Annotated in this window: 19 protein-coding genes; 10 read left to right on the top strand and 9 right to left on the bottom strand. The window is 42.6% G+C overall.

Features of this window, described 5'->3' with window-relative positions:
* Positions 1 to 192 precede the first annotated feature (192 nt).
* The 3 genes from ACI2IW_RS00200 to pheA form a co-directional block, all read right to left on the bottom strand.
* A complete protein-coding gene (locus ACI2IW_RS00200) occupies positions 193 to 2526 on the bottom strand; it encodes a bifunctional prephenate dehydrogenase/3-phosphoshikimate 1-carboxyvinyltransferase (protein ID WP_201547255.1) in 2334 nt (777 codons plus the stop codon).
* A 110-nt stretch (positions 2527 to 2636) separates the two neighbouring features.
* On the bottom strand, positions 2637 to 3779 hold the full coding sequence (gene hisC, locus ACI2IW_RS00205; RefSeq protein ID WP_404692268.1) for a histidinol-phosphate transaminase: 1143 nt from the start codon (positions 3777 to 3779) through the stop codon (positions 2637 to 2639).
* A gap of 105 nt (positions 3780 to 3884) precedes the next feature.
* Entirely contained in the window at positions 3885 to 5057 is a 1173-nt protein-coding gene (gene pheA, locus ACI2IW_RS00210) for a prephenate dehydratase (RefSeq protein ID WP_102092477.1), read from the bottom strand.
* Between the two features lie 475 nt (positions 5058 to 5532).
* On the opposite strand from pheA, the gene ACI2IW_RS00215 reads away from it, so the two are divergent.
* Together ACI2IW_RS00215 and ACI2IW_RS00220 are read left to right on the top strand one after the other, a co-directional pair.
* Complete coding sequence (locus ACI2IW_RS00215; RefSeq protein WP_160021849.1) at positions 5533 to 6477, top strand: transaldolase; 945 nt, start codon at positions 5533 to 5535, stop codon at positions 6475 to 6477.
* A 110-nt stretch (positions 6478 to 6587) separates the two neighbouring features.
* Positions 6588 to 7055, top strand: coding sequence for a hypothetical protein (locus ACI2IW_RS00220; protein WP_290175818.1), 468 nt, complete (start codon positions 6588 to 6590; stop codon positions 7053 to 7055).
* A 150-nt stretch (positions 7056 to 7205) separates the two neighbouring features.
* Here ACI2IW_RS00220 and ACI2IW_RS00225 read toward each other — a convergent pair whose 3' ends face one another.
* The gene (locus tag ACI2IW_RS00225) at positions 7206 to 7772 is read right to left on the bottom strand and encodes an adenine phosphoribosyltransferase (protein ID WP_101204455.1); all 567 of its coding nucleotides are present in this window, start codon (positions 7770 to 7772) and stop codon (positions 7206 to 7208) included.
* A 365-nt stretch (positions 7773 to 8137) separates the two neighbouring features.
* On the opposite strand from ACI2IW_RS00225, the gene ACI2IW_RS00230 reads away from it, so the two are divergent.
* Entirely contained in the window at positions 8138 to 8302 is a 165-nt protein-coding gene (locus ACI2IW_RS00230; RefSeq protein ID WP_057759803.1) for a rubredoxin, read from the top strand.
* 27 nt (positions 8303 to 8329) lie between these two features.
* Entirely contained in the window at positions 8330 to 9379 is a 1050-nt protein-coding gene (locus ACI2IW_RS00235) for an alpha/beta fold hydrolase (protein WP_057759800.1), read from the top strand.
* Positions 9380 to 9649: 270 nt separating this feature from the next.
* Here the strand turns inward: ACI2IW_RS00235 and ACI2IW_RS00240 are convergent, their stop codons facing one another.
* Positions 9650 to 10672 (bottom strand): WG repeat-containing protein, encoded by a 1023-nt coding sequence (locus tag ACI2IW_RS00240; RefSeq protein ID WP_296134036.1) that lies wholly within the window; start codon positions 10670 to 10672, stop codon positions 9650 to 9652.
* Between the two features lie 481 nt (positions 10673 to 11153).
* On the opposite strand from ACI2IW_RS00240, the gene ACI2IW_RS00245 reads away from it, so the two are divergent.
* Positions 11154 to 12086 (top strand): DMT family transporter, encoded by a 933-nt coding sequence (locus ACI2IW_RS00245; protein ID WP_404692269.1) that lies wholly within the window; start codon positions 11154 to 11156, stop codon positions 12084 to 12086.
* 151 nt (positions 12087 to 12237) lie between these two features.
* On the opposite strand, the gene ACI2IW_RS00250 is transcribed toward ACI2IW_RS00245, so the two are convergent.
* On the bottom strand, positions 12238 to 13662 hold the full coding sequence (locus ACI2IW_RS00250; RefSeq protein ID WP_347162262.1) for a solute carrier family 23 protein: 1425 nt from the start codon (positions 13660 to 13662) through the stop codon (positions 12238 to 12240).
* Positions 13663 to 14257: 595 nt separating this feature from the next.
* Here ACI2IW_RS00250 and ACI2IW_RS00255 point away from each other — a divergent pair.
* On the top strand, positions 14258 to 15694 hold the full coding sequence (locus ACI2IW_RS00255; protein ID WP_404692589.1) for an L-serine ammonia-lyase: 1437 nt from the start codon (positions 14258 to 14260) through the stop codon (positions 15692 to 15694).
* A gap of 126 nt (positions 15695 to 15820) precedes the next feature.
* On the opposite strand, the gene ACI2IW_RS00260 is transcribed toward ACI2IW_RS00255, so the two are convergent.
* From ACI2IW_RS00260 to xthA, 3 genes are all read right to left on the bottom strand, one after another.
* Positions 15821 to 16219, bottom strand: a complete 399-nt coding sequence (locus tag ACI2IW_RS00260; RefSeq protein ID WP_057759787.1) for a DUF4377 domain-containing protein — start codon at positions 16217 to 16219, stop codon at positions 15821 to 15823.
* A gap of 361 nt (positions 16220 to 16580) precedes the next feature.
* On the bottom strand, positions 16581 to 17804 hold the full coding sequence (argJ, locus tag ACI2IW_RS00265; protein ID WP_404692270.1) for a bifunctional glutamate N-acetyltransferase/amino-acid acetyltransferase ArgJ: 1224 nt from the start codon (positions 17802 to 17804) through the stop codon (positions 16581 to 16583).
* A 191-nt stretch (positions 17805 to 17995) separates the two neighbouring features.
* Complete coding sequence (xthA, locus tag ACI2IW_RS00270; protein ID WP_404692271.1) at positions 17996 to 18820, bottom strand: exodeoxyribonuclease III; 825 nt, start codon at positions 18818 to 18820, stop codon at positions 17996 to 17998.
* A 205-nt stretch (positions 18821 to 19025) separates the two neighbouring features.
* Between xthA and ACI2IW_RS00275 the strand changes: the two genes are divergently transcribed.
* From ACI2IW_RS00275 to ACI2IW_RS00290, 4 genes are all read left to right on the top strand, one after another.
* Positions 19026 to 19610: a thioesterase family protein gene (locus tag ACI2IW_RS00275; RefSeq protein ID WP_404692272.1), complete on the top strand. Its 585-nt coding sequence runs from the start codon at positions 19026 to 19028 to the stop codon at positions 19608 to 19610.
* A 9-nt stretch (positions 19611 to 19619) separates the two neighbouring features.
* Positions 19620 to 20459 (top strand): ATP-binding cassette domain-containing protein, encoded by an 840-nt coding sequence (locus tag ACI2IW_RS00280; RefSeq protein ID WP_404692273.1) that lies wholly within the window; start codon positions 19620 to 19622, stop codon positions 20457 to 20459.
* Between the two features lie 134 nt (positions 20460 to 20593).
* Positions 20594 to 21370, top strand: a complete 777-nt coding sequence (locus ACI2IW_RS00285; protein ID WP_404692274.1) for an ABC transporter permease — start codon at positions 20594 to 20596, stop codon at positions 21368 to 21370.
* A 460-nt stretch (positions 21371 to 21830) separates the two neighbouring features.
* Positions 21831 to 23528 carry an AMP-binding protein gene (locus ACI2IW_RS00290; RefSeq protein WP_404692275.1) on the top strand — a complete coding sequence of 566 codons (1698 nt, stop codon included), beginning with the start codon at positions 21831 to 21833 and terminating at the stop codon, positions 23526 to 23528.
* Positions 23529 to 24021: the final 493 nt, after the last annotated feature.

The raw sequence follows: 24021 nt of genomic DNA on the forward strand, positions 1-24021 counted from the left end.
ATAGGACAACTTTTTAGAGCAAAGCGCGCTCCCACCTAATTCTAATTATTATTGTCAATCGAATCGTGAAAGCGCAGGGTTACTACAGTGAGATTATAAGGTAAAAAGCAATGTACTCATACCATTAGTGACATGAGTACATTGCTAACGATGTTAGATTAAATCTTTAAGAGTTAATGGTAGCTTAGCGACTTATTCAGCACCAGTATCCACTTGGATAGACATACCGATTTGGTTGGCAAGTTCAGCAAATCCTGGGAAACTGGTATTAACCGTTTCAACCCCTTCAATGGTAATTTGCTGGGATGCACGCAGACTGGCTACAGAGAAGCTCATCGCAATACGGTGATCATGATGCGAGACAATATGACCACCACCAAAGACAGGCTGGCTATTGTTGACTTCACCGCTTTCAGTAGCGGCGCCTTTGCCTTCGATAATGAGACCATCATCAGTTACAGTACAATCAATACCAAGTGTATGTAGCCCTTCTGCCATCACAGCAATACGGTCTGATTCTTTGACACGCAGCTCTTTAGCACCAGTCAATACCGTCCGACCTTGGGCACAGCTAGCCGCGATAAATAATACAGGGAATTCATCAATGGCCAGTGGTACAAGATGCTCTGGTATCTCAATACCGACCAAATTTGAGCTGCGAATCGTAATATCAGCAACTGGCTCGCCGCCCACATGTGTCTCATTGCTTAGGCTAATATCTGCATTCATTAATTTTAGAATATCAATGACGCCAGTACGCGTAGGGTTGATACCTACTTGGGTCAAGGTCAGCTCACTGTTTTGACTGATGGCGGCTGCTACCATAAAAAACGCTGCAGATGAAATATCGGCAGGAACCGCGATATCGCCGCCTGTTAGTGTGCCGCCGCCAGTGACACTGATACGATTGCCTTCTACGGTTACCGGATAACCAAAGGCTGATAGCATACGCTCAGTATGGTCACGGCTGATCTCAGGCTGTGTGACCGTTGTCGTACCCTCGGCCCATAGACCTGCTAGTAGCAAGCAAGATTTTACCTGAGCTGAAGCAACCGGCATATCATATTCAGTGCCCTGTAGTGGCTTACCAGCTGTATCACGACCAGTGATACTAAGCGGCGCAGTACCACTATGACCAGTGCTCTGAATCACAGCTCCCATCGTGCGTAGCGGTGCCGCCACGCGCTCCATTGGGCGTTTATTCAAGCTAGTATCACCTGTCAGCACGCTATCAAATGATTGCGCTGCCAAGATACCTGACAGCAGACGCATACTGGTGCCAGAGTTACCCATGTACAGTGGAGTTTTGCTAGGTTTTAAACCATTCATACCGACGCCATGAATGGTCAAGTTGCCATTGTCAGGGCCTTCGATAGTCACACCCATATCACGGAATGCTTGTAGCGTTGCTAGCGCATCTTCCCCTTCCAAAAACCCAGTCACATTTGTCACGCCTGTGGCAAGACTGCCGAGCATAATGCTGCGATGCGAGATAGATTTGTCACCAGGAATCGCGATGGTGCCAGAAACAGTATTGCTAGGGGTAATATTATAAGAAGCTGACATAGCAGAAGTATCCGTATAAGGGGTGCTGGCTAACATATGGCCGAAATGTCGCCGTGCGGCTTGCGCGCGGCCCAAAAGTCCCATCAGGGCAGTTGAATCTTTATCAATGATAAGCTGGCGCATGGTCTGTAAATAGACACCATACTCATCAAGAGCGCTGACAATCGCGCTTTGGTTGGCAAAAAATATATCATGCCACATTTTAGGGTCACTGGCAGCGATACGCGTAAAATCGCGGAACCCACCAGCGGCATAACGAAACATATCTAAATTATCATCATGGCTTGCCAGTTGCTCAACCAAATTAAAGGCAAGCAAATGTGGCAAATGGCTGGTGTGCGCTAATATGCGGTCATGATGCTCAGCATCCATTGACATGACATTTGCGCCTACTGATTCCCATAATAGTCGCAACTTTACAATAGCAGTTGCACTGGTTGTCGGTAGCTCGCAAATAATGACGCTATGATTGACAAATAAACTGGCGCGGCGCGCATGATACCCTGAATTTTCAGCCCCAGCAATTGGATGCGCTGGCACTAATCCTATCGGCAGCGAACCAAACACTACTTTAGCGGCATCAATGATATTGACCTTAGTACTACAGACATCCGTCATGATGCAGTCACTGGCAAGCTGTCCGTTATCCATCGCTTGTTTGATATCAACGAACACTGCTTGAACTGCCTGTACTGGCACTGCAATAATAATTAAATCACTGCCAGCGATGACGTCCTGTAAGTTTGCACTACCTGCATCTAGCAGACCATGCTCGATGGCTTCTGAGATACTTGGCGCATGTCTATCGACTGCTACCATACGCGCGCTTAAGCCATTGTCTTTGATGGCTTGCGCAAAACTGGCACCAATCAGCCCAAGTCCAATCACACAAACTTGTTTAAATATAGGTAGCGTAGTATTTAGAGACGATTGAAGTTTATTATTTTTCTGACTACTCACGGCTTTTCTCGTTGGACACACTAAGACATAGATAGAGCCAGTCTTAGTGTTATAAATTTCAATGGCTAATTAAGAACAATTTTTAAGTTAAAAAATATTAATAGATGCGTTTAGTCTTCAGTCAAAATAGAACGCAGAGTATCAATCAAACGCAGATTATCTTCAGCCACACCTACTGTGATACGTAGCCAGTTAGGTAGTCCATAAGCATCCAGCGGACGGACAATAACGCCTTGTTCAAGTAGCGCCTGATGAATCGAAGCCGCAGTTATATCTTCCATCTCAACCTGCACTTCAACCATAATAAAATTGGCATGCGACTTCACAAAACCCAACCCTAGCGCGTCAAACTGCTTTTCTAACCAACGCATTTGCTCATCGTTTATCAGACGAGTTTTTTCGATAAAGTCTTGATCAGCAAGTGCAGCAGCAGCAGCAGCTAAACCAACACGGCTGACGTTAAATGGCTGACGAATTCGGTTTAGTAAATCCGCCACTGCCACCGAGCTTAGAGCATAACCGACGCGTAAACCTGCCAGCCCATAAGCTTTAGAAAAAGTACGCACAATAATGACATTATCGAACTCATCTAATAGTGTGCGGTTGTTACTCTCAGGACTATACTCGATATAAGCTTCATCTAGTACCACCAAGACTGAGCTTGGCATACTGGCAACAAATTGGCGCAGCTCTTTTTGCTCTAGCTGCGTACCCGTTGGATTATTCGGATTGGCAATAAAGACGATTTTGGTATTCGGATTATCTTGTACCGCTTGGCTCATGGCTTTTAGATTATGCCCAAAGCGCTGAGCAGGCACTTCAATGCCCGTGGCACCTTGCATCTTCGCTAGCATAGGATATACCACAAAAGCATACTGACTATAGACGATGGCATCATCAGCACCCACAAAGCTGCGTGCTAAAATATCGAGCAAATCATCAGAGCCATTACCCAAGGTAATTTGATTGGCATTGACATCGTTAAAATCAGCCAGCGCTTGCTTTAGATAGTAACCATTGCCATCAGGATAGCGCGACAACTGCCCTAGCTGCTCAGTCACTGCTAGCGTCACTCGTGGGGAGCATCCCATTGGATTCTCATTGCTAGCCAGCTTGACCACGTCTGAGACACCATACTCACGTGTCAGCTCCTCAATTGGCTTACCGGTTTGATAAGGTGCCAATGCCAAAATACTGTCGTAAGCTGGCGTTAACGGCGATAGATCTGACGCGGTCAATTGAGTAGTCTGCATGGTTTATCCTTAGATGGTGTCTGTAAATACTTTGTTTGAATACTATCTGCAAAAGTTAAGACCCATCTATTATGTATGAATACCTGTGAGTAAGCCTATAGTTGTCTATAGGACAGCTTTTGGATATGAGCCTAATATGCGCAAATCTTTGACCAATGGACGAATATCATTGATAGCAGCGCTAACGTTTGGATCATTAACATGACCATTCATATCGATAAAGAATACGTATGCCCACTTGTTAGGACGCTCAGGACGCGTTTCAATACTGGTCATCGATACGCCATGATATGACAGAGGTTTCAAGATCTCGATCAGTGCGCCTGCTTTGTCGTGAGCTGAGACGACGATAGAGGTTTTGTCTTGACCAGATGGCGCAATTGCTTCATGACCAATAATAAGGAAGCGTGTGGTGTTACTTGGATTGTCTTCGATATTTGAGTAAAGCTTATGCAAGCCGTACTCTGCAACAGCGACGTCACCTGCAATTGCAGCTGAATGCCATTCGTTTTTAAGGCGGCGAGCAGCTTCTCCATTACTTGATACTGCAACGCGTTCGACATTAGGGAAGTTTACATCTAGCCAATGACGGCACTGAGCAAGCGACTGCTGGTGCGAATAAATACGGCTCAAGCCATCAATCTTAGTATGCTCAGCGACCAAGAAGTTTTGATGAATTGGCAATTCAACTTCGCCAATGATTTTCAAAGTAGAAGATAAGAAACCATCTAGAGTATGGTTGACTACGCCTTCTGAAGAGTTTTCGACAGGAACCACGCCGTACATCGCTGTACCCGCTTCGACTTCGCGAAACACATCAGTAATGGTCGTCATCGGTACGGTATCAGCGGCTTTGCCAAAGTGCTTGAGCGCAGCGGCATGCGTAAAGGTACCGACCGGGCCCAAGAAGGCAATACGCTGCGGGGCTTCTAAATCCAAGCATACTGACATGATTTCACGGAACAAGCGCGCCATTTTTTCATCAGCGATTGGACCTGCATTACGCTCCATGACAGCTTTTAGTACCTGTGCTTCACGCTCAGGGCGATAAAAGATAGGATTGCTATTATCATCAGCAGCGGTATGATTTTTCTTTACCATGGCTACTTGCTGAGCTAACTTTGCACGATTATTGATTAACGTTTGGATCTCACAGTCTACTGCGTCAATATTTTGGCGAATATTGTCTAAAAACTCTTTTTCAGTTGCGGTATCGCTAGCGCCTGTAGTGGTTTGATTTAGATTATCCATTGTTTGCTCTGGTGACTGCTCGCTCATTACCGCCCATCCTTTTTAGATTTTATCGCTGTTAGATATTACTATTATTTAAATATCGCTATTACATTGCTATTACTTAGGTAGCTCTATTGCCAAATCTGACTGTTTTCTGTTTTTAGTTAAAGGCTAAGCCTGATAATAGAAACTATATTCAAAATCAACCTCAAAACAGTCTATCAAAAACACCTTATATTGCTAGTGCCATTTAGCGTTAATGCTATATTTACTGCCAAATACAGCAGCTTGATACATAGCCGGCTCTACTATAGCAAAAACTAAGGTCAGTGCCCATTCGTAAATGCGTATAAATATACCAACTGTTATTAATATTAGCACAGTTGAGCCAGATAACAGCGATGCATAGCATAACTATGAGGCAACACCTGCCCAAAACTGTGTTACAGTTCCAGTTCAGCTCCCTACCCTGTTATATATAAGAGGAGCATCATGTGATTAATAAAAAAAAGGATACCTGATGAGCGCATTACAACAGCTACGTACTATGACCACGATTGTTGCTGATACTGGTGACCTTGCCGCTATTGCCCGTTTAAAACCTATCGATGCAACCACCAACCCAAGCCTTATTACCAAGGCTCTGATTCATCCTGATAACCAAGGTATGCTGTCAGAGACCATGAGTCGTCACAATGGTGACGTGGATGCCGTGATCGATGCGCTGACCATTCAGGTTGGCTGCGATATTTTAGAGCTGATTGAAGGCCGAGTCTCTACCGAAGTGGACGCTCGCTTATCTTATGATACTCAAGCGACGATAGATAAGGCACTGGCTTTTATGGATGCTTACCAAAAAGCGGGCGTCGATTCAGAGCGAGTATTGATCAAAATGGCGGCAACTTGGCAAGGTATCGAGGCGGCGCGCTATCTTGAGACTCAGAATATCCACTGCAACCTGACCCTACTGTTTGGACAACACCAAGCGATTGCCTGTGCAGATGCTGGCGTGACCCTGATATCACCTTTCGTTGGCCGTATTCTAGATTGGCAAAAACGCCAACAAAGCCGTCAAAACGTACCGGCTTCTGATGACATGGGCGTACAGTCAGTCAAGCTCATTTATCAGTATTACAAACAGCACGGTTACCAGACGCAAGTAATGGGCGCTAGTTTCCGCTCTACCGAGCAAATTTTGGCATTGGCAGGTTGTGACTTGTTGACGATAGCTCCCAACCTCATTGATGAGTTGGCAGCCATGGATACTGAGGTAACTCGTCAACTGTCTCCGAGTATGTCGATGGATATGAAGGCGATGACTCAAGTAAGCTTGACGCATGAAGAGTTTAGTGCTGCGTATCAGCAAGACAAGGTTACACAGGACTTGTTACCTAAGGGTATTGACGGTTTTATCGGTGCGCGTGACGAGCTGGCCAAGACATTGGCAGCCATTCGCGGACAATAATAGCCACACGACAGAGCACGACGGATACTGAGCTGGCACAAAAGATATTTGCCTACTAATAGTAAGTTGGCTATCATTACCTACTTCAAATGACAAGAAGCAAGGCTTATATGAAACGGCTATCAATATTATTGGCAGGCAGTGCTTTAGCGATCAGCGCCCAGGCAGTCAACTGGGTAGAGGTGTCCGAGAGCAGCTCTGGATCAATTTTTAGTATAGATTTGGATTCTATTGAAAGCTCTGACATCAATATCATAGATGAAAAAGACGTCGAAAATATCACGGTATCTATCCTTAGAACCTATCCTAAAGACAAAGACACCAAGTCCGATGACCAGAAGGAAGAAAAAAGCAATATTGACCATAGTGAGCAGCAACTACTCATTTCATGTAAAGATGCCAGTTACTATAGACGAGCCTTTGTTAACTACGATGCTGAAGGCAAAGTAACCAAATCATGGCAGTCAGAAAAACCAATATTGACCACAAAAGACTTTAAAGTCACCACACCAAAGACAGTCGGTCGTACAGTGATAGAGCAGTCTTGTAAGGACTACGAACAAGACGAAGAGCAATAAATACAGCCTACTTAACACAGTACTAAAAAACATCAGTACAGTACCAAAAAAGCGCCCTGACATAGTATCAGGGCGCTTTATTATTTGGAGAATCGTTTAACTATATCGACAATACAACGTGTCTAGTAGTCAAAGAAATAGCAATTCATTTTAAGCTTTTAGTACCGTATAGACAGGTACTGGGAACTCGCCATGCAAATCGACCAAGTCCAATAACACTAGCGCACCGACCACAGTATGGTCAGCCGATTGACACAGCTCGTAAGCGGTAGTCAACGTACCACCAGTCGCCAAGATATCATCGACCAATAGTACGCGCTCAGGCGGTAGATTGTTTTGCATCTCAAGCGTGTCTTTACCATATTCCAGTGCATAGGCTTTGTTGGCTACAGGGGGTGGTAGCTTACCTGGTTTACGTAGCAAGATCATGCCTTTGCCCAAGCGGCCTGCTAGCATACTGGCAAAGACAAAGCCGCGCGCTTCCACTGCTCCCAGACAATCTACCTCATCCATAAGCCCTTCTGGCAAAGCGGCAAGTAGCGCATCGATAACAGCGTCAATATGACTGCGCAGTAACGGGGTAATGTCATAAAAATCAATGCCAGCTTTTGGAAAGTCTGGTACTGTGCGAATAATCTGCCAAAACGGATGATCAGTATTGAGCATATGTGACGTCTCATTGTTGGTAGCGGATGTGGCGGCGGCATTGGTACTCATGATGACCCTTAGCTTATGTATTTAGATGGTTTAGTTAGTTTAGATAAGACAACAACTGAATGATATATTAGCGATAAATGCTAAGCATTACTGTGAATTTAGCGGCGATTATTATAGCATAATTGGTTTTCGTATGGCGGGCTGGCGTCCAGTCTTGTTATTAAGCGCTAATAAGGTCGCGTATGTGATTGACTTGATAAAAGAAAAGTCATCTCAATATACAAGTGTAAACTTAACTATGAAAATTGCGGTTATATGCTAAACTACGTGCGTTTTTGCAGTCTAATATAATAGCTGTAATATTAAAAATGAGCGTTTATAGCACGCTGTAACTATAATACTGGTAATGATCGATAGGACTATTTATGAAACGTTATGAATGTATTGTCTGCGGCTGGATATATGATGAGGCGCTTGGCTGCCCAGAAGAAGGTATCGCACCTGGTACTAAATGGGAAGACATCCCTGATGACTGGACTTGCCCTGAGTGCGGTGTCGGCAAGCTTGATTTTGAGATGCTTGAGCTGTAGTAGATGACCCTCTAATTAGGACACTTCATGACAAAATCAAATGACATCAATAGTGCCAAATTGCCTGAAACGCTAGATAATAATCTAGAAGATCATCTGAATAACTACCCTACTCCTGAGTGGCGCAAATTTGGGGAGCATCAATGGCGCGACTCTGACTTGAGTAAGCATCTTCGTCAAGCAATGATTGACATCGGTGATGGTATTGAGTTGTGTGTCGAAGCTGGCGGTAATCCCAATAATCCGCCGCTGCTGATGATCATGGGGCTAGGCTCACAAATGATATTTTGGCCAGACAATTTTATTAAGCGCTTTATCGATGCTGGTTTTTTTGTGATTCGTTTTGATAATCGTGATATCGGCTTGTCTTCTAAAGTACAGATAGAAGGCTTACCGCGTATTAGCCAGCTTAAAATGATGGTACGTCTACAGACAGGGCTGTCTAATAAAAGCACACAGGTTGCTTATAACTTGACGGACATGGCTGAAGACACCGCACGTCTAATTAAAGCGCTAAAGCTTGGTAAGACACATCTGCTTGGGGCTTCGATGGGCGGTATGATTGCACAAATCGTGGCGGCACGTTATCCAAGCTTAGTGCAACGAATGGCGCTTATGTTTACCACGACCAATCGTGCGTTTTTGAAGCCGCCAAAGCCTAAACAGCTATACACCCTTATCAATCGTCCAGAGAGCCACTCTGAGCGTGATATCGTACGTCATAGTGTTTGGTTTATGAAGACCGTTGGTACACCAGGTCATGTGAATGTGCGTATGGTCCGTGAAATCGCTAAGATTCGTTATCAACGCAACTTCCACCCGCTTGGTACAGTACAGCAGCTCAATGCTATCTTAGCATCAGGCTCTATCAGCCGATTTAGTAAGCAAGTCAAAGCACCAACGATTGTATTACATGGTAGCGCTGATGGACTCCTGCCGGCTTCGCAGGGCCGAGTCGTTGCCAAGACCATCCCTAATGCTACGTTCCATCTTATCGAAGGCATGGCACATGATATTCCAGAGTATTATCAGCCTTATATGGTTGACTTAATCAGCAATCATTTATCGAGCAACTAGCTTTAAACACTTCAGTGTCAAAAAAAAGGGGTAAAACCTAGCGAAAAATCACAGGTTTTATACTCTTTTTTATTGCCTATTTAATCCTAGGGCGTGTCCTCAATTCAATCGATAGTTATCTAAATGGGTTAAAAATGACTAAATCTTGCCAAATGGCGTCAAATAGCTGACTAATATCTCGATATTATCTGCGCTATTTTCCTTGTTTGACTGCGATTTATCTCATTTTTATCACCATTTTTAAAATGAGGACACGCCCTAGTAATTGTATCAATCACAAGCAACACCAGCCCCTTCTTTATCAATACACATTTTATTCCCGTTCTTTAGGTTACCAATCCACGCCTTACCACCTGTAAATACAAAGGATTGTTTACCCTGATAGCTATCGTTAGCGTTCACACCACTATTAGCAAAGCGAAAAGGAATCACCAGCTCACCGCCTAAATTGACAAAGCCCCACTCTTCACCGATACGCACACCAGCATATTCCTCAGAGAACGGACGCACTTCGTCAAATGAGTAGGTAATCATAGTGACATTATTGTCATCGACGAAACCCCATTTGCCATCTTGCTGACGCGATTGAAGCGTCGTAAAACGCGCTGGTACAGACTGTGATGCTTTGCTAGATTTTTCGTTAGAAGAAGTAGATTTATTTACTGCCTGAGCGTCAGTCTGGGCATTTGGGTCATTCGCTGCATTGCCGTTTTTATCTACCCAACTGGTTGCACGGCCTTTGCGTACACGCGCCACCCCATTACGATAATTGTCGATATCATCAATCGCTGCAGAAAACGAGACAACAGTACTATTGGCTGTGTTAATCACACCATAGTTACCCTCTTTTTTTACCACGATACGTCCATCCGATACAGGGCGCGCCCAACCTTGACTCTCTGTCAATATATCGTACATGGCAGGCACCACTTCACGGCCCTGCATATTGAGATAACCGACGCGACTGTTGCGCAGTACAGGCAACAGACCGCCTGACAGTTTATCGGCATCGACTTTTTGATAACGTGACAAATCAACGACTCGTTTGCCTTTTTTATCGATTAACGCCACTGGCGCACCAAAATCTTTGATCGCCAAAAAGTAACTGCTACTGGCCGTGCAGGAGACGTTTTTGTAATAACTTTTTGGGATTTTACAACTGGCGGCGTGTGCGCTAGGCATCAAAAACAATGCGCTAGATAGCATCGTCACGACGACACTGTATCGCGATATTTTTGGTAGCAAGCCAGACAATGTATGTGGCTGTTTTTTTGATAGCAATCGTTGAAGCATAAATAAACCTAGACAAATAATATAGATTGTTTGGTATAACAAATCAGACGTTGAGTACATTATATCGTCAATCTACTATACATGTGTTGCAGCGTTAATGTCGCTTAAAGTGCTACACACATATCCTCCGTGCAGAAATATCACTTGTATACATTATGCGCTTTCCTACTCCTACGAATCGTCGCCCTGATACAAATTTTTTGATATAAGTACTATTACCCAACTGTCATAAGTCTATTTCTAAAAACGCAGCCATATCAAATACTTTGATTGTTTATTTGCGTCTAACATGCCCAATAATTTTCCGCATAGCGATAGTATTTGTATTCAGCATAATAAATTGTGGTTTTACCATTTCATTTTGCGTTTAAAACCACGACAATATGGCTCTATGTCAACATAAGTTCTGACATGATGCAATGATAATAAGAATGCTGTTATTCAAAATGCTGTTATTCAAATACTGTTATAAGGACAAATTATGGCTATTGCTTCAACGCGATCTGCACCTATTGGCTTAGTCATTGGTTGTATCATTTTTGGATTGGGCAGCTTAATTGTCGCTCACGTCGATATTGGTGGTTGGGCCATGTCGTTTTGGCGATTGGCTGTTTCTGGTATTGTATTTGCGGTATTGGCTAAGCTAATGGGCCAACGTATGCCCAAATCAAGACGTGCTATTTTTTATGCGCTATTATCGGGGGCGTTTTTAGGATTAGATTTGGCGCTGTGGCATGAGAGTATTTATGCGGTTGGGCCTGGTATTTCGACGCTGCTTAATAGTCTGCAAATATTTTTCTTGGCCGCGATTGGGTTTATGTATTTCAATGAGCGTCAGTCTATCGTACAGCTTATTAGTTTGTTTTTAGCCATGATAGGCGTAGCGATGATAGGTAGCCCTGAATTCGCACACAACAACGCGGCGACTTGGGGCTTTGTCACTGGTATTGTATCGGGTGCCATGTTAGCTGCATCAATGACATTTATCCGCAAAACGCATGACACTGAACCGACACCTATATTTATGCTAATGCAGCTAATCAGTATCGGTGGCGTCTTAGCCATGATTATACCGATGTTTGTATTTGACACAGGTAATATCCTACCCAATACATGGTCTGAAATTGGTTGGGTACTTATCTATGGTACGGTAATGCAATGCTTGGCATGGGGATTGATTGCCTACTCTATTCCTAAGCTATCTCTGGCACTGACTGGACTGCTATTATTGACTGAACCTATTGCAGCCCTTGTCATTGACTATAGCTGGCTGGACAAACCGATTAATACTTTGCAGTGGAGTGGCGCACTATTAACGATGTTTGCTATTTACTTAGGCTCGTTGAAACCAAAACCACGCGCCCTTCGCCGCTATCGATTTTTTTCAAGATTTTATAAGCGCGATTATAAATAGTTCCGATACTGTTGTTCGCTACTACTGTTGCTCAACACTGCCATACAAAAAAGCGCCCATACTATCGATAGCATGGGCGCTTTTTGTTAGATGAGATATTCTTTGACCATCTTTATTTGATAAGCTCAAACTTCAATCTCATCAGCCTTACTTATTTAGTTTCAGAGCTTTGATTAAACAAAGCATTTAACACGATAGCGGCTAAAGTAGCCGTACCGATACCGCCTAAATCAAAGCCGCCTAAGTGCAAGCTAAAGTTACCAGTACCCATAATGACCGTCACTGCCGCGATGATTAGGTTGCTGTTTTTACTAAAATCAATATGGCTATCGATCCATATTTTTATCCCAGCAACCGTGATAAGACCGAAGACAACAATAGAAGCACCGCCCAATAGAGCCGCTGGGATGGTCTGAATAATCGCACCAAACTTTGGTGACAGTCCCAATATGATAGCAACCAATCCTGCTACGACAAATATCGTCGTGCTATACACTTTGGTAACCGCCATGACACCGATGTTTTCAGCGTAAGTAGTGACACCTGTACCACCAAATCCTGCCGAAAAAGTCGTGGCTAAACCGTCTGCCAAAAATGCTCGACCCATATAAGGGGTCACACGAGCCTTGGTCATGCCCTCTACTGCCTTAAAATGCCCTAGGTTTTCAGCCACCAAAATAAAGGCCACAGGTGCAATTAGAATAATAGCGCTCATCTCAAAGCGCGGCGTATGAATGCTTGGTAATCCAAACCATGAAGCGGCAGCTACTGTACTAAAATCAATCGCAGTACCAAAGCCTAGAATATTGGTCATGACAAAATAAGCAACGTACGACAGTACCAGACCAACGAGTAGCAATAGACGACGCAACATACCGCGAGTAAATACTGCAACACCACTAATGAGCAGTACGGTCAAGGTGGCCATCCAAGCATCAAACTGATTGGCAGACACGCCTTGAATGGTCACTGGCGCCAAGTTAAGACCGATAATCATGACAATCGCACCCGTCACGATAGGCGGCATCAAGCGCTCAATCCAACCTGTACCCGTCTTCATCACTAGCAGACCAATCAATGCATAAATGATACCGCAGGCCATAATACCGCCTAGCGCAACATTTAGATTGTCATTGAATCCTGCGCCTGCATAAGCGGTCACCGCGATGACTGGACCAATAAAAGCAAAGCTTGATCCCAAGTAGCTCGGCATGCGCCCACCGGTAATCATAAAGAACATTACCGTACAGATACCAGACATCAAGATAGCTAGGTTAGGATCAAACCCCATCAATAAAGGTGCAAGCACGGTTGCACCAAACATCGCAAACGTATGCTGTATACCGAGCAATACGCTTTTTGACGGAGGTAGATAATCGTTGATACCGACTGGATCACGATCCAAGTCGCCCTTATAAGGACGCCATGTCGGGAACCAACGGCCATTTTCAAAATCTGGATTATGCGGATAATTGATAGCGGCTGAATCAATGCCTGCAGACTCCAAGGCATTTTGAGTCGATAGATCTTGAGCGCTATTGTCTGACGCTGATGAAGGGTCTTTTTGAGATGGCATGCGCGCTTGTCCTATGTGAGCTAAGCTAAAGTAATAGGCTGGGGCGTGTTGAATATTCGACCATGGCACTGACAGAGACTATTTATGAATGTTCAATACGCCCTTGAATAACTGATAAAATAAGAATCAGATGGATATATTAGTAAATTGACATATTTCTAAGGGCTTGTATAAATAGCAGAACGTTAAGTCTTTCTATCTATAATATGTCATCCCAATTCATTCATTTATGTTGTAATATGACAAACCAAAAGTATTATTTGGTATGATAGCCATATCTTGCTAGATGTATGAATAAGAATGCGTCTGACTGAAAAGATTAGTCTTTTTTTAATCCGTCTTATTTTACGATGATAACCAACTTACAGGATGTTACATAGTTGTTGACTGCGAGCATGATAACGGAGTTTCAAAATAAATAAAAGTTATTATTCAACTGCCCTCAGTGCTCATTTACCTTATAACCTTCATAAATAGTGTCTCGCGCCCACCTATCAATGGTGACTAGGAGCGATGGCTGTCTATTATATTTTTCACAAAAGCGCCCAATGTCATAGATAAAATAGGCTAAAGCGCTTAAAATTTTTGGTGACTTATTATGATCAGTGTTTTTGATTTATTTAAAATCGGCATCGGCCCATCCAGTTCGCATACCGTCGGACCGATGGTCGCTGCAAATTTATTTTTGACCTCGCTAACTGAGCAGATGGAACTGACTGCGGTTAAGACCATTGAAATTGAACTATATGGTTCTTTGGCGGCGACCGGAAAAGGCCATGCAACAGATACCGCTATCTTGTTAGGACTGCTTGGACATACGCCTAGCACGATAGACACACGCATGACCAGTAGCTACCTATCTCCTATTTTCTCTGACAAGATTCTCAATGTATCAGGCACGCATACGATTGCTTTTGATACAGAGCAAGACATCTACTGGTATGACGATACTGTGCTGCCTTATCACCCTAATGCATTGACGCTACGCGCTATCTCAACTGAAGGTGTTCGCTATCAGCAGACTTATTATTCAGTCGGTGGCGGTTTTGTCATTAATGAAGAAGATGCAACTAACCCAGACGAAGATCATGCCAGCCCGACCATCGATAGAGTTCCCTACCCGTTCAATAACGCAGCGGAGCTACTAGAGCAATGTCGTGAGCATGACTTGAGTATCAGCGAATTGGTACTGGCAAACGAATGTCACTTTCATGCCAAAGAAGAAATATTTGCTTATCTAGATAGCATTTGGGAAGTGATGCAAGACTGTGTCAAACAAGGCTGTGAAAATGGCGGCATCTTGCCGGGCGGATTAGATGTAAAGCGCCGTGCCCAAGATTTGCATAAACAGCTGTGCGCTGAAAAAGACCAACCTATCACCAAAACTGATAAGTTAGCCGCTATGGACTGGGTCGATTTGTACGCGCTCGCCGTCAATGAAGAAAATGCCAATGGCGGCAAAGTAGTCACAGCGCCAACCAATGGCGCAGCAGGTATCATTCCTGCCGTACTGCACTACTATCGTGACTTTTTGCCCAACTACAGCCAAGATGGCGTTCGTAAATTTTTGCTAAACGCCACTGCTATCGGTAGCCTTATCAAACAAAATGCTTCAATCTCTGGTGCTGAAGTCGGTTGCCAAGGTGAAGTTGGTTCTGCGTGTGCAATGGCAGGCTCTGCACTGGCAGAAATCATGAATGGCACGCCAGCCAAATGCCTAAATGCGGCAGAGATTGGCATTGAGCACAATCTAGGTCTTACTTGTGATCCTATTGGCGGCTTGGTACAAGTGCCTTGTATCGAGCGTAATGCGATGGGCGCAGTTAAGGCAATCAATGCAGCACGTCTAGCCTGTAGAGGTAATGGTCAACACTTTGTCTCTTTGGATAAAGCGATAGAGACGATGAAACAAACAGGTGCCGATATGTCTGATAAATATAAAGAGACGGCACGAGGCGGTTTGGCAGTCTATGCTGATAATAGAATCCCTACGGCAACGCGTGGTGTTAGTGTCAACTACAGTCAATGCTAATTTGACTTCTCAAAAACTAATTTACTAACAATAAACACATAAAAAGGCCCCTAACAAATTAGAGGCCTTTTTATCATGTATGACTGCTTTTGTAACTGGTTTATCGTCTATATATTGCTATCAATATTATTCAGCAGTTTTTGATACCACTTCGTTTAGAATCCAAACTGGCTGCACTACATTTGAGCCTTCTGCTGTTACTGCTTCTTGGCGTACATCTAGGACATAACGATAGTTCGGCTCATAGGTAAAGCCTTGAATATTACCATTTAGTGTGGTGTAGTTTTTCTGATAGGTCTGACGATACTGCAAGCACTGTGATTCGACCATGCTGCCATCAGTAGCTGTCAGGTCACATACTGCTTTACGCGGTGCAATTTCTACTTCAAAACTTGGAATGTTTACTACTTTTACATTCATAGGTTGTCCTTCAACAACCATCGTGCGCTCATTGTCCATACCCATCGTAGAGCAACCAGAAAGGGCAAAAGTTGTCATCAATGCTGCAAGTGCTAATTTCTTCATTATTCAATCCTCAGATAATTTATTATTGATTCTTTATTGATAGCTTAGTTATTGGCTCATTTATTTGCTTAGCTACTGACTTATTGTTACTTAGAAGAACTTATTATTTTGAACATCTTATCTTGCTTTGCTACAAGCTAATAAGGTTGTTTGCTTCTTACTGAAACCAGTATAGGTCGCTAATCGTCCTGCCCTCTATAACTGCTTTGTAAAGTAACGTCAGCTTTTGCAACTGATGTTAATGAAGCGTATTGAATAGCGGAGTTATTTGCTACTGAGGAGATGATTGACATCAAAAAGCCAGAACAATATTTGTTCTGGCTCTTATACAACTATGCAAATTCTGTTTTGTTAAGAATGACTAGCTACGATAATCAGCGTTTATTTTGACATAATCGTATGATAAGTCGCAGGTATATACGGTATCGCTAGCATCACCACGTGCAAGATCGATATGGATAGTAATCTCAGGTCGACTCATGACTGTTTTGCCCGCCTCTTCTGTATAGTCAGGTGCAACACCGCCATTTTGGCAAATCATTACCTCATCTAGATATACATCGACTTGCTCTGTGTCTAGATCTTCGATACCAGCATAGCCCACTGCTGCTAATATGCGTCCCCAGTTAGCATCACTAGCAAAAAATGCCGTTTTTACTAAGGGTGAATGTGCGACTGCATAAGCCACATCGCAGCATTCTTGCGTGGTTTGACCGCCAGTCACTTTGACCGTCATGAATTTAGTAGCGCCTTCTCCATCACGTACAATCAGTTGTGCTAGACGGACAAACACATCAGCTAATGCATTGAATACAGGCTGATAATGTGGATGCTCTGGACTATCAATCACCTCTGAGCTAGTAGCACCTGTTGCAATCAACACACAACAATCATTGGTTGAGGTATCGCCATCGACAGTAATGCGGTTGAAAGACTGTTCATTGATAGCGCTTAGCATCTCTTGCAATAAGTCAGCTGCGATATTAGCATCTGTCGCCACATAGCCCAGCATAGTCGCCATATTTGGGCGTATCATTCCTGAACCTTTAGACATACCAGTAATATGATAGCTAGTACCTGCTACATCAACTTTTTGGCTGGCCAATTTAGGAATGGTATCTGTCGTACGAATGCCATTAGCAGCGGCTAGCCAGCTATCAGGCGCTAGGTTAGCCAATGCATTATCCAGACCTGCGATGACCGCATCACTATTTAACGGCTCGCCAATCACGCCAGTAGAGAATGGCAATATCGTATTGGTATTTACACCGGCCTTTTCAGCCAACGCTGTACAGATATCAATAGCGCGGCGCTTGCCATCAGCGCCCGTACCTGCATTTGCGTTACCCGTATTGGTGACTAAATAGCGCGGACTAACCTTAGCAAAGTGCTCACGCAATACTCGCACTGGCGCGGCACAAAAGGTGTTTTTAGTGGTCACAACTGCAGTAGTGGCCTTATCCGATATTTCAATGACTACTAGATCATCGCGGTCTTTGTAGCGAACGCCTGCCGCTGTGGCACTGAGCTTGATGCCGTCGATAGGATAGATAACGTCAGGTACTGATACATTTCCAACAGCCATAATAAAATCCTTATTTTTCAATTTTTATCGTTATTTACGGAATACGCAGTGATAAATATACAGTCAGTTCAAGATTATTCAAATACAAGAAGAACTAGCTAAAATACTACGACCAGCAGACTGAGCAAGCTAATCATCGTATCTAATTGACATGAGAATTGACTATATATAGGTATCACAGTATATAAGTATTACGGTTTTTTTAGGTCAAATGCTGACCAAATTGGTGCATGGTCAGATGGTTTTTCCATAGCACGTAGCTCATAACTGATACCAGCATCGATACATTTATCGATTAAGTCTGAGGTACATAGAATATGATCAATACGTAACCCGCGCTTAGGTTCATCATTGAAGCCGCGACTGCGATAATCAAACCAGCTGTATAACTCGGTACTCGTTGGATAATGTAGACGGTAAGTATCTGTCAGCTCACGTGACATCAATGCTGAATACCATTCGCGCTCTTCCGGCAGAAATGAGGTTTTTCTGTTTTTCAACCAGCGTTTGGCATTGACTTCACCAATACCAATATCGATATCTTCTGGTGCGATATTCATATCACCCATGACGATAATCGAACGACCTTCAGATTTTAGCGTATCAATATAAGCCATCAAATCGGCATAATAAGCGCGCTTCATAGGAAATTTAGTCGGGTGATCTTGGCTCTCTCCTTGCGGAAAGTAACCATTGAGCACATCCACTTCACGACCTTCAAACTCATAACGTGCATGGATAAAGCGCTTTTGGGCTTCTTCGTCTTCGCCAGGAAAGCCTTTTTGTACAAATACAGGTGCAGCTTTGGATAAGAGTGCAACGCCGTAATGCCCTTTTTGTCCAAAATACTCGACGTGGTAGCCCAGCCCTTCGATATCGCTAAGCGGAAATTGGTCATCATGAACCTTGGTTTCTTGTAGGCCCATGACATCAGGATCGATTACCTCGCGCACCGCCTCGAGCTGATGCTGACGTGCACGGATACCATTGATGTTAAAACTGACAAAACGGGTCATAAACTGTCCTATACTGATTGGTTAGAATATAGCGCTCTATAAATGGGTGAGATATAAACGGCTATGATAACAAATGTAAGCGGTTCTAGCGGTTGCATGGCCTGAAATCTTGAGCTAGAGTAACTCTATTATAAGCACTATCTATTATTGGTCTATCTGAAACACTTTTATTCAACAATACTTATTAAAAATATCGAGCATCACTATGACAACAATTAATCAAAAAAATACGACATCAGCCATGAATGATGACACCAAACCATTATTTGCTAAAGATTATAACGTCTATATTAACCATACTGATGCTGGCGGTATAGTCTATCACGCCAATCATTTGGTGTTTTTTGAAAACTGCCGACGCGACTGGTTTACTGAGCTGGGCTTAAATGGGTATTTTTTGCAGACTGATAGCGGTGAAGTGCAGCATTTTGTCGTGAGTCAGGCCGACTTGCAATACAAAAGAGCCATTCTATTAGATGAGGTAATTAGCGTACGTATTGATAAAGTGGAGCTAAAACCTGCCAGCATCATATTTTACCAAAGCATATATCGCAATCTACCAAATCACAGTACTACCGAAACAGATGATAGCCAGCTACTAAGCAGCACCAAAATCGTCATTGCCTGCGTACAAAACCTCGTCAAACCAGAGCCAATGAGTAATGACGAAATAGGCAGCGATAAACCAGATACTTCAGCGACAACCCCACCAATGCGTCCTATTCGTGTACCAAAAAAACTGCGCGTTACGATCGAACAAGCTATCGACGAGCAAGTAAATGGGCAGTAGTAGAACGCTATGAGCATAGATACGGATAAAGTGTTGTTTGAATTTGATAATCTATGGGTACATAGCCAACGAACGATAAATGCTCATAGCATTAAAGATAGCAAAGAAGCTTCCAATAAAATCTCTATGCCGTCTAGCATTTATCAAAAATGGACAAGCAAGCTAACCGGTAACGCCTCACTGGATAAAGAGCCATCAACTCCTGATCGAACGCTAATAAGCGGTGCGAGCGGTACGCTATTGTCAGGGCAGGTCACTGTTTTGACAGGAGTGTCTGGTAGCGGTAAATCAGTACTATTGCGAGTATTGGCAGGATTATTACCAATGAGCGGTGGTACTGTTCGTTTGCATTATAATGAGACGTCAAATAATGATTATTCTAATATTCATGAGACTGCACCTACACGGTGGCGCAAGCAGGTCGCCCTACTCGCTCAGCACCCACAGTTGTTAGACGGCAGTGTCCTTGAAAACTTACAAATGCCTTATCAACTGCATGCTCATCAATCGCAGACTTTTGATAGAGACTGGCATGTTGCTCAGCTTGAACACTTAGATAGAAGTGCAGACTTCTTACAACAAGACGCCAAACACTTATCTGGTGGCGAGCGCCAACTGGTCAATACATTGCGTCTATTGCAACTCAGTCCAAAAGTTCTATTGCTAGATGAACCAACTGCTGCTTTGGACATGGACACTTCAGCACAGCTAGTCAACTTACTCATCAGTTGGTTGCACGCAGATGCACAGCGCACACTCCTATGGGTGACTCACGACACAAAAGATATCATGCCTTTGGCAAATAGACACTGGCATATGCAAACAGGTGTGCTCACCGCAGACTCTTGAAGAACTTTTATACAAGAATATTTAATCAAGTGATTAAGTCGTCGCTTAGTTTCTCAGAAGTTTGGCACGTTAATAACCTCAACCCTCACCTTGTATTACTTCCTAAATAAGCTCATATGAGTGGTACGAATGATATGCAAATATTTCTCACTTATGGTGATATCGCTCTTGCTAGCAGCCTGATTATCATTGTATTACTCATTTCTTGGCGCTTACGTTTAAAACTAAGCAAGACCCTTTTGATAGCGGCATTTCGTACGATCATACAGCTTAGCTTTATTGGGCTGATACTGGCGTGGATTTTCGCACGTGAACAATGGTATGAAGTGCTACTTATCTTAACGATCATGACTCTAATTGCAGCAAGTGCCGCCAAAAATCGCGTTAAACGCAGCTATAAAGGGTTATTAACAGATACGTTATTGGCAGTCGGTATCTCAGCAGTACTAGTAACGGCGATTGCGATTATAGCGATTTTGAATGTGCAGCCTTGGTATACACCGCAATTCATTATTCCTATATTGGGTCTGATATTAGGTAACTCTCTGACTGCCATTTCGTTGACGAGCAATCAATTGATTGAATCCTTTCACGAGCAATCAGGACGTATCGAGATGATGCTCAGTCTATCTGCTAAGCCATTCGAAGCCGTCCATGAGCAGATAAAAGCAGCTATTACTAATGGCATGACTCCAACTCTGAACTCTATGCTAGTCGTCGGTATTGTTAGTTTACCAGGCATGATGACCGGTCAAATCCTAGCGGGTGCCGATCCCACTCAAGCCGTACGCTATCAAATAATCACTATGTTCCTGATATGTGTTAGCAGCACGCTTGGCTGTACCATCAGTGCATTACTTATCTATCGAAGATTCTTTAATAGAAAAGATCAATTCATTTTACCGCAATAATTTTGGCATCTACATTCCTATGTATTTTATCAGCTTACCAATATTAGTTATCTAATCCTTCTTTTGTCAGCTAACAAAGTCAATATATTCTTATAAGTTAATATATGTACTGCTCAGTATCGCTTCCTGTTATTGTTTTAGACTAAATTCATGCTAATGTATTGCTCAAATGTATCGTTTTTTTGATGCTTTATTTGTAAGCAGCAGATAAATAGTTTTAGAACGAGCATTATTTTTATTATTGAACTTTTTATTTATTTGTTTTATTTAATGCTTTATCTAAATGTTTATTAAATAAAATGCTGTGATAGCAGCAAAAGACTACCTATTAATCAATAGACAGGGATGCTATTGAATCCGGTATTTACCACCTAAATAAGTGATGGTTTGTACTACTGATAAATTGACAACTACCTTTTCAAAATACTTTAACCTATATCAAATCGCAAGGATGCTAACTATGATATCGAACAAACCTTGGCTTTCTCAATATCCAGCCGGTGTGCCAAAAACCATTAATCCCGATAGATATAGCAGCATCATGGAGCTGTACGAAGAATGCTTCGATCGTTTCCGTGGACATCCAATGAGCATTTGTATGGGAGTGACTCATACTTATGGTGATATTGATAATGCTTCGATGGCAGTTGCCGCTTGGCTACAGAATCAAGGCTTGCCAAAAGGCAGTGTCGTCGCTCTCATGATGCCAAACGTTCCACAGTATCTGCCAACAATGATTGGGATACTGCGTGCAGGCTATGTATGCACCCCTGTCAACCCACTATATACTGGGCGAGAATTACGCCATCAGCTTAACGATTCTGGTGCTCAAGCAATTTTTGTGGTTGATAACTTTGCCCAAGCGCTTGAGCAAGTCATTGAAGAAACGTCTATCAAACGTATTATCCTATCAAAGATGGGCGATATGATGGGTTTGAAAGGTATTTTGGTCAATACGATTATCCGTCAGGTCAAACGCTTAGTACCCAAGTACAATCTTAATGACCCTAAGTACCATGTCACTAAATTCCCTGAAGTATTGAAAAAAGGTAAAAACCTACCTTTTCAGCAACCAAAAATGTCTTTGGATCAAAAAGCATTTTTGCAATACACAGGTGGTACCACAGGACTTTCGAAAGGCGCTATTTTGTCACAGCGTAATATCGTAGCAGCAGCGATGCAATCAGAAGCATGGACTCGCCCTATTACATCAGAAATTAATGAAGTGTATATCAATATGGTGATGGCGCTGCCGTTGTATCATATCTTCGCATTCATGTTGAGTTTACTTGGTATGCGCTCAGGCTATACCTTTATACTAGTACCTAATCCACGTGATATTCCTGGATTTGTTAAAACCTTATCAAAACAACCGTTCCATATTTTCCCTGCAGTTAATACCCTCTTTAAGGGGCTGCTCGATAATCCTAATTTTAAAGATTTGGACTTTAGCGCTTTGCGTATTTCACAAGCTGGTGGTATGGCAGCTACTGAGCAAACTGCGAATCGCTGGTTAGAAGTGACGGGCTGCGCGATGATCGAAGGTTGGGGTATGACAGAAGGCGTTGCAGTTGGCACCGCCAACGTTATTACCAATCGTGAGTTTAACGGTACTATCGGTGTACCAGCCCCTGGTGTCGATGTCATCATTATTGATGAAGATGGCAAGCATGTAGGTTTAAACGAAGGGGGCGAGCTATGTATTAAAGGCCCTAACGTAACCTCTGGATATCTCAATAGAGACAGTAGTGCTGATTTTACTAGCGATGGATACTTCCGTACTGGTGATATCGTCAGCATGGATGACAAGGGTTATATTAAACTGCTCGATCGCAAAAAAGACATGATCTTGGTTTCAGGATTTAATGTATTCCCTAATGAAATCGAATCTGTGATGCTTGACTGTGATGGTATTCTTGACTGTGCGGTAATTGGTATTCCTGATAGTCATCAAGGTGAAGCGGTTAAAATATACGTAGTACCTGAAGACAATAACGTTACCAAAGAAGTCATTACAGATTTTGCATTAGATAATCTAACGGGTTATAAGTGTCCACGTCACATTGAGTTTGTGAGCGACCTACCAAAGAGTAATGTTGGTAAAGTACTGCGTCAAAAATTACGTGAAAAACACAATGTCGACCACCCACAAAGATAAAAGAACATCAAAATTTTAATTTTTCAAAAATTTGATTTTATTTTCACTGAAGAGCATTTTACATTTAATGTAAAATGCTCTTTTTGTATATTCACTTTATGTCATTCAATTATGAAACTACCCTACTATAATTACTGCAAATCTACTTTTATATTCATTTATATAACATTTTTTGAATAAATTTCATGTTAATTACTTGATGAGAAAGTAAATTATTTGTCTAGGTATTTTCTGATTATTCAACATATATTGTTTGATTTATCAAATTTAACTGTAAACTATCAAGTTCTTGTATAAGAATAACAGGCACGGTTGTAGTTATGTTAATGTATTGTCAAAATGTGTCACTATACTTTCTGTTATTTTGATCTTATATAATGATGACTCATATCGATTGATTAGCAGTATTACTAGTAGCTATTTTCATTACCAAAACATTAATTGGTTTTTTAATCTGATGAGATATTTATGCTCTGTGGTTAAATCAAACTTT

The sequence above is a fragment of the Psychrobacter sp. NPDC078501 genome, from assembly GCF_044900935.1.
In the GTDB taxonomy this organism is placed as follows: domain Bacteria; phylum Pseudomonadota; class Gammaproteobacteria; order Pseudomonadales; family Moraxellaceae; genus Psychrobacter.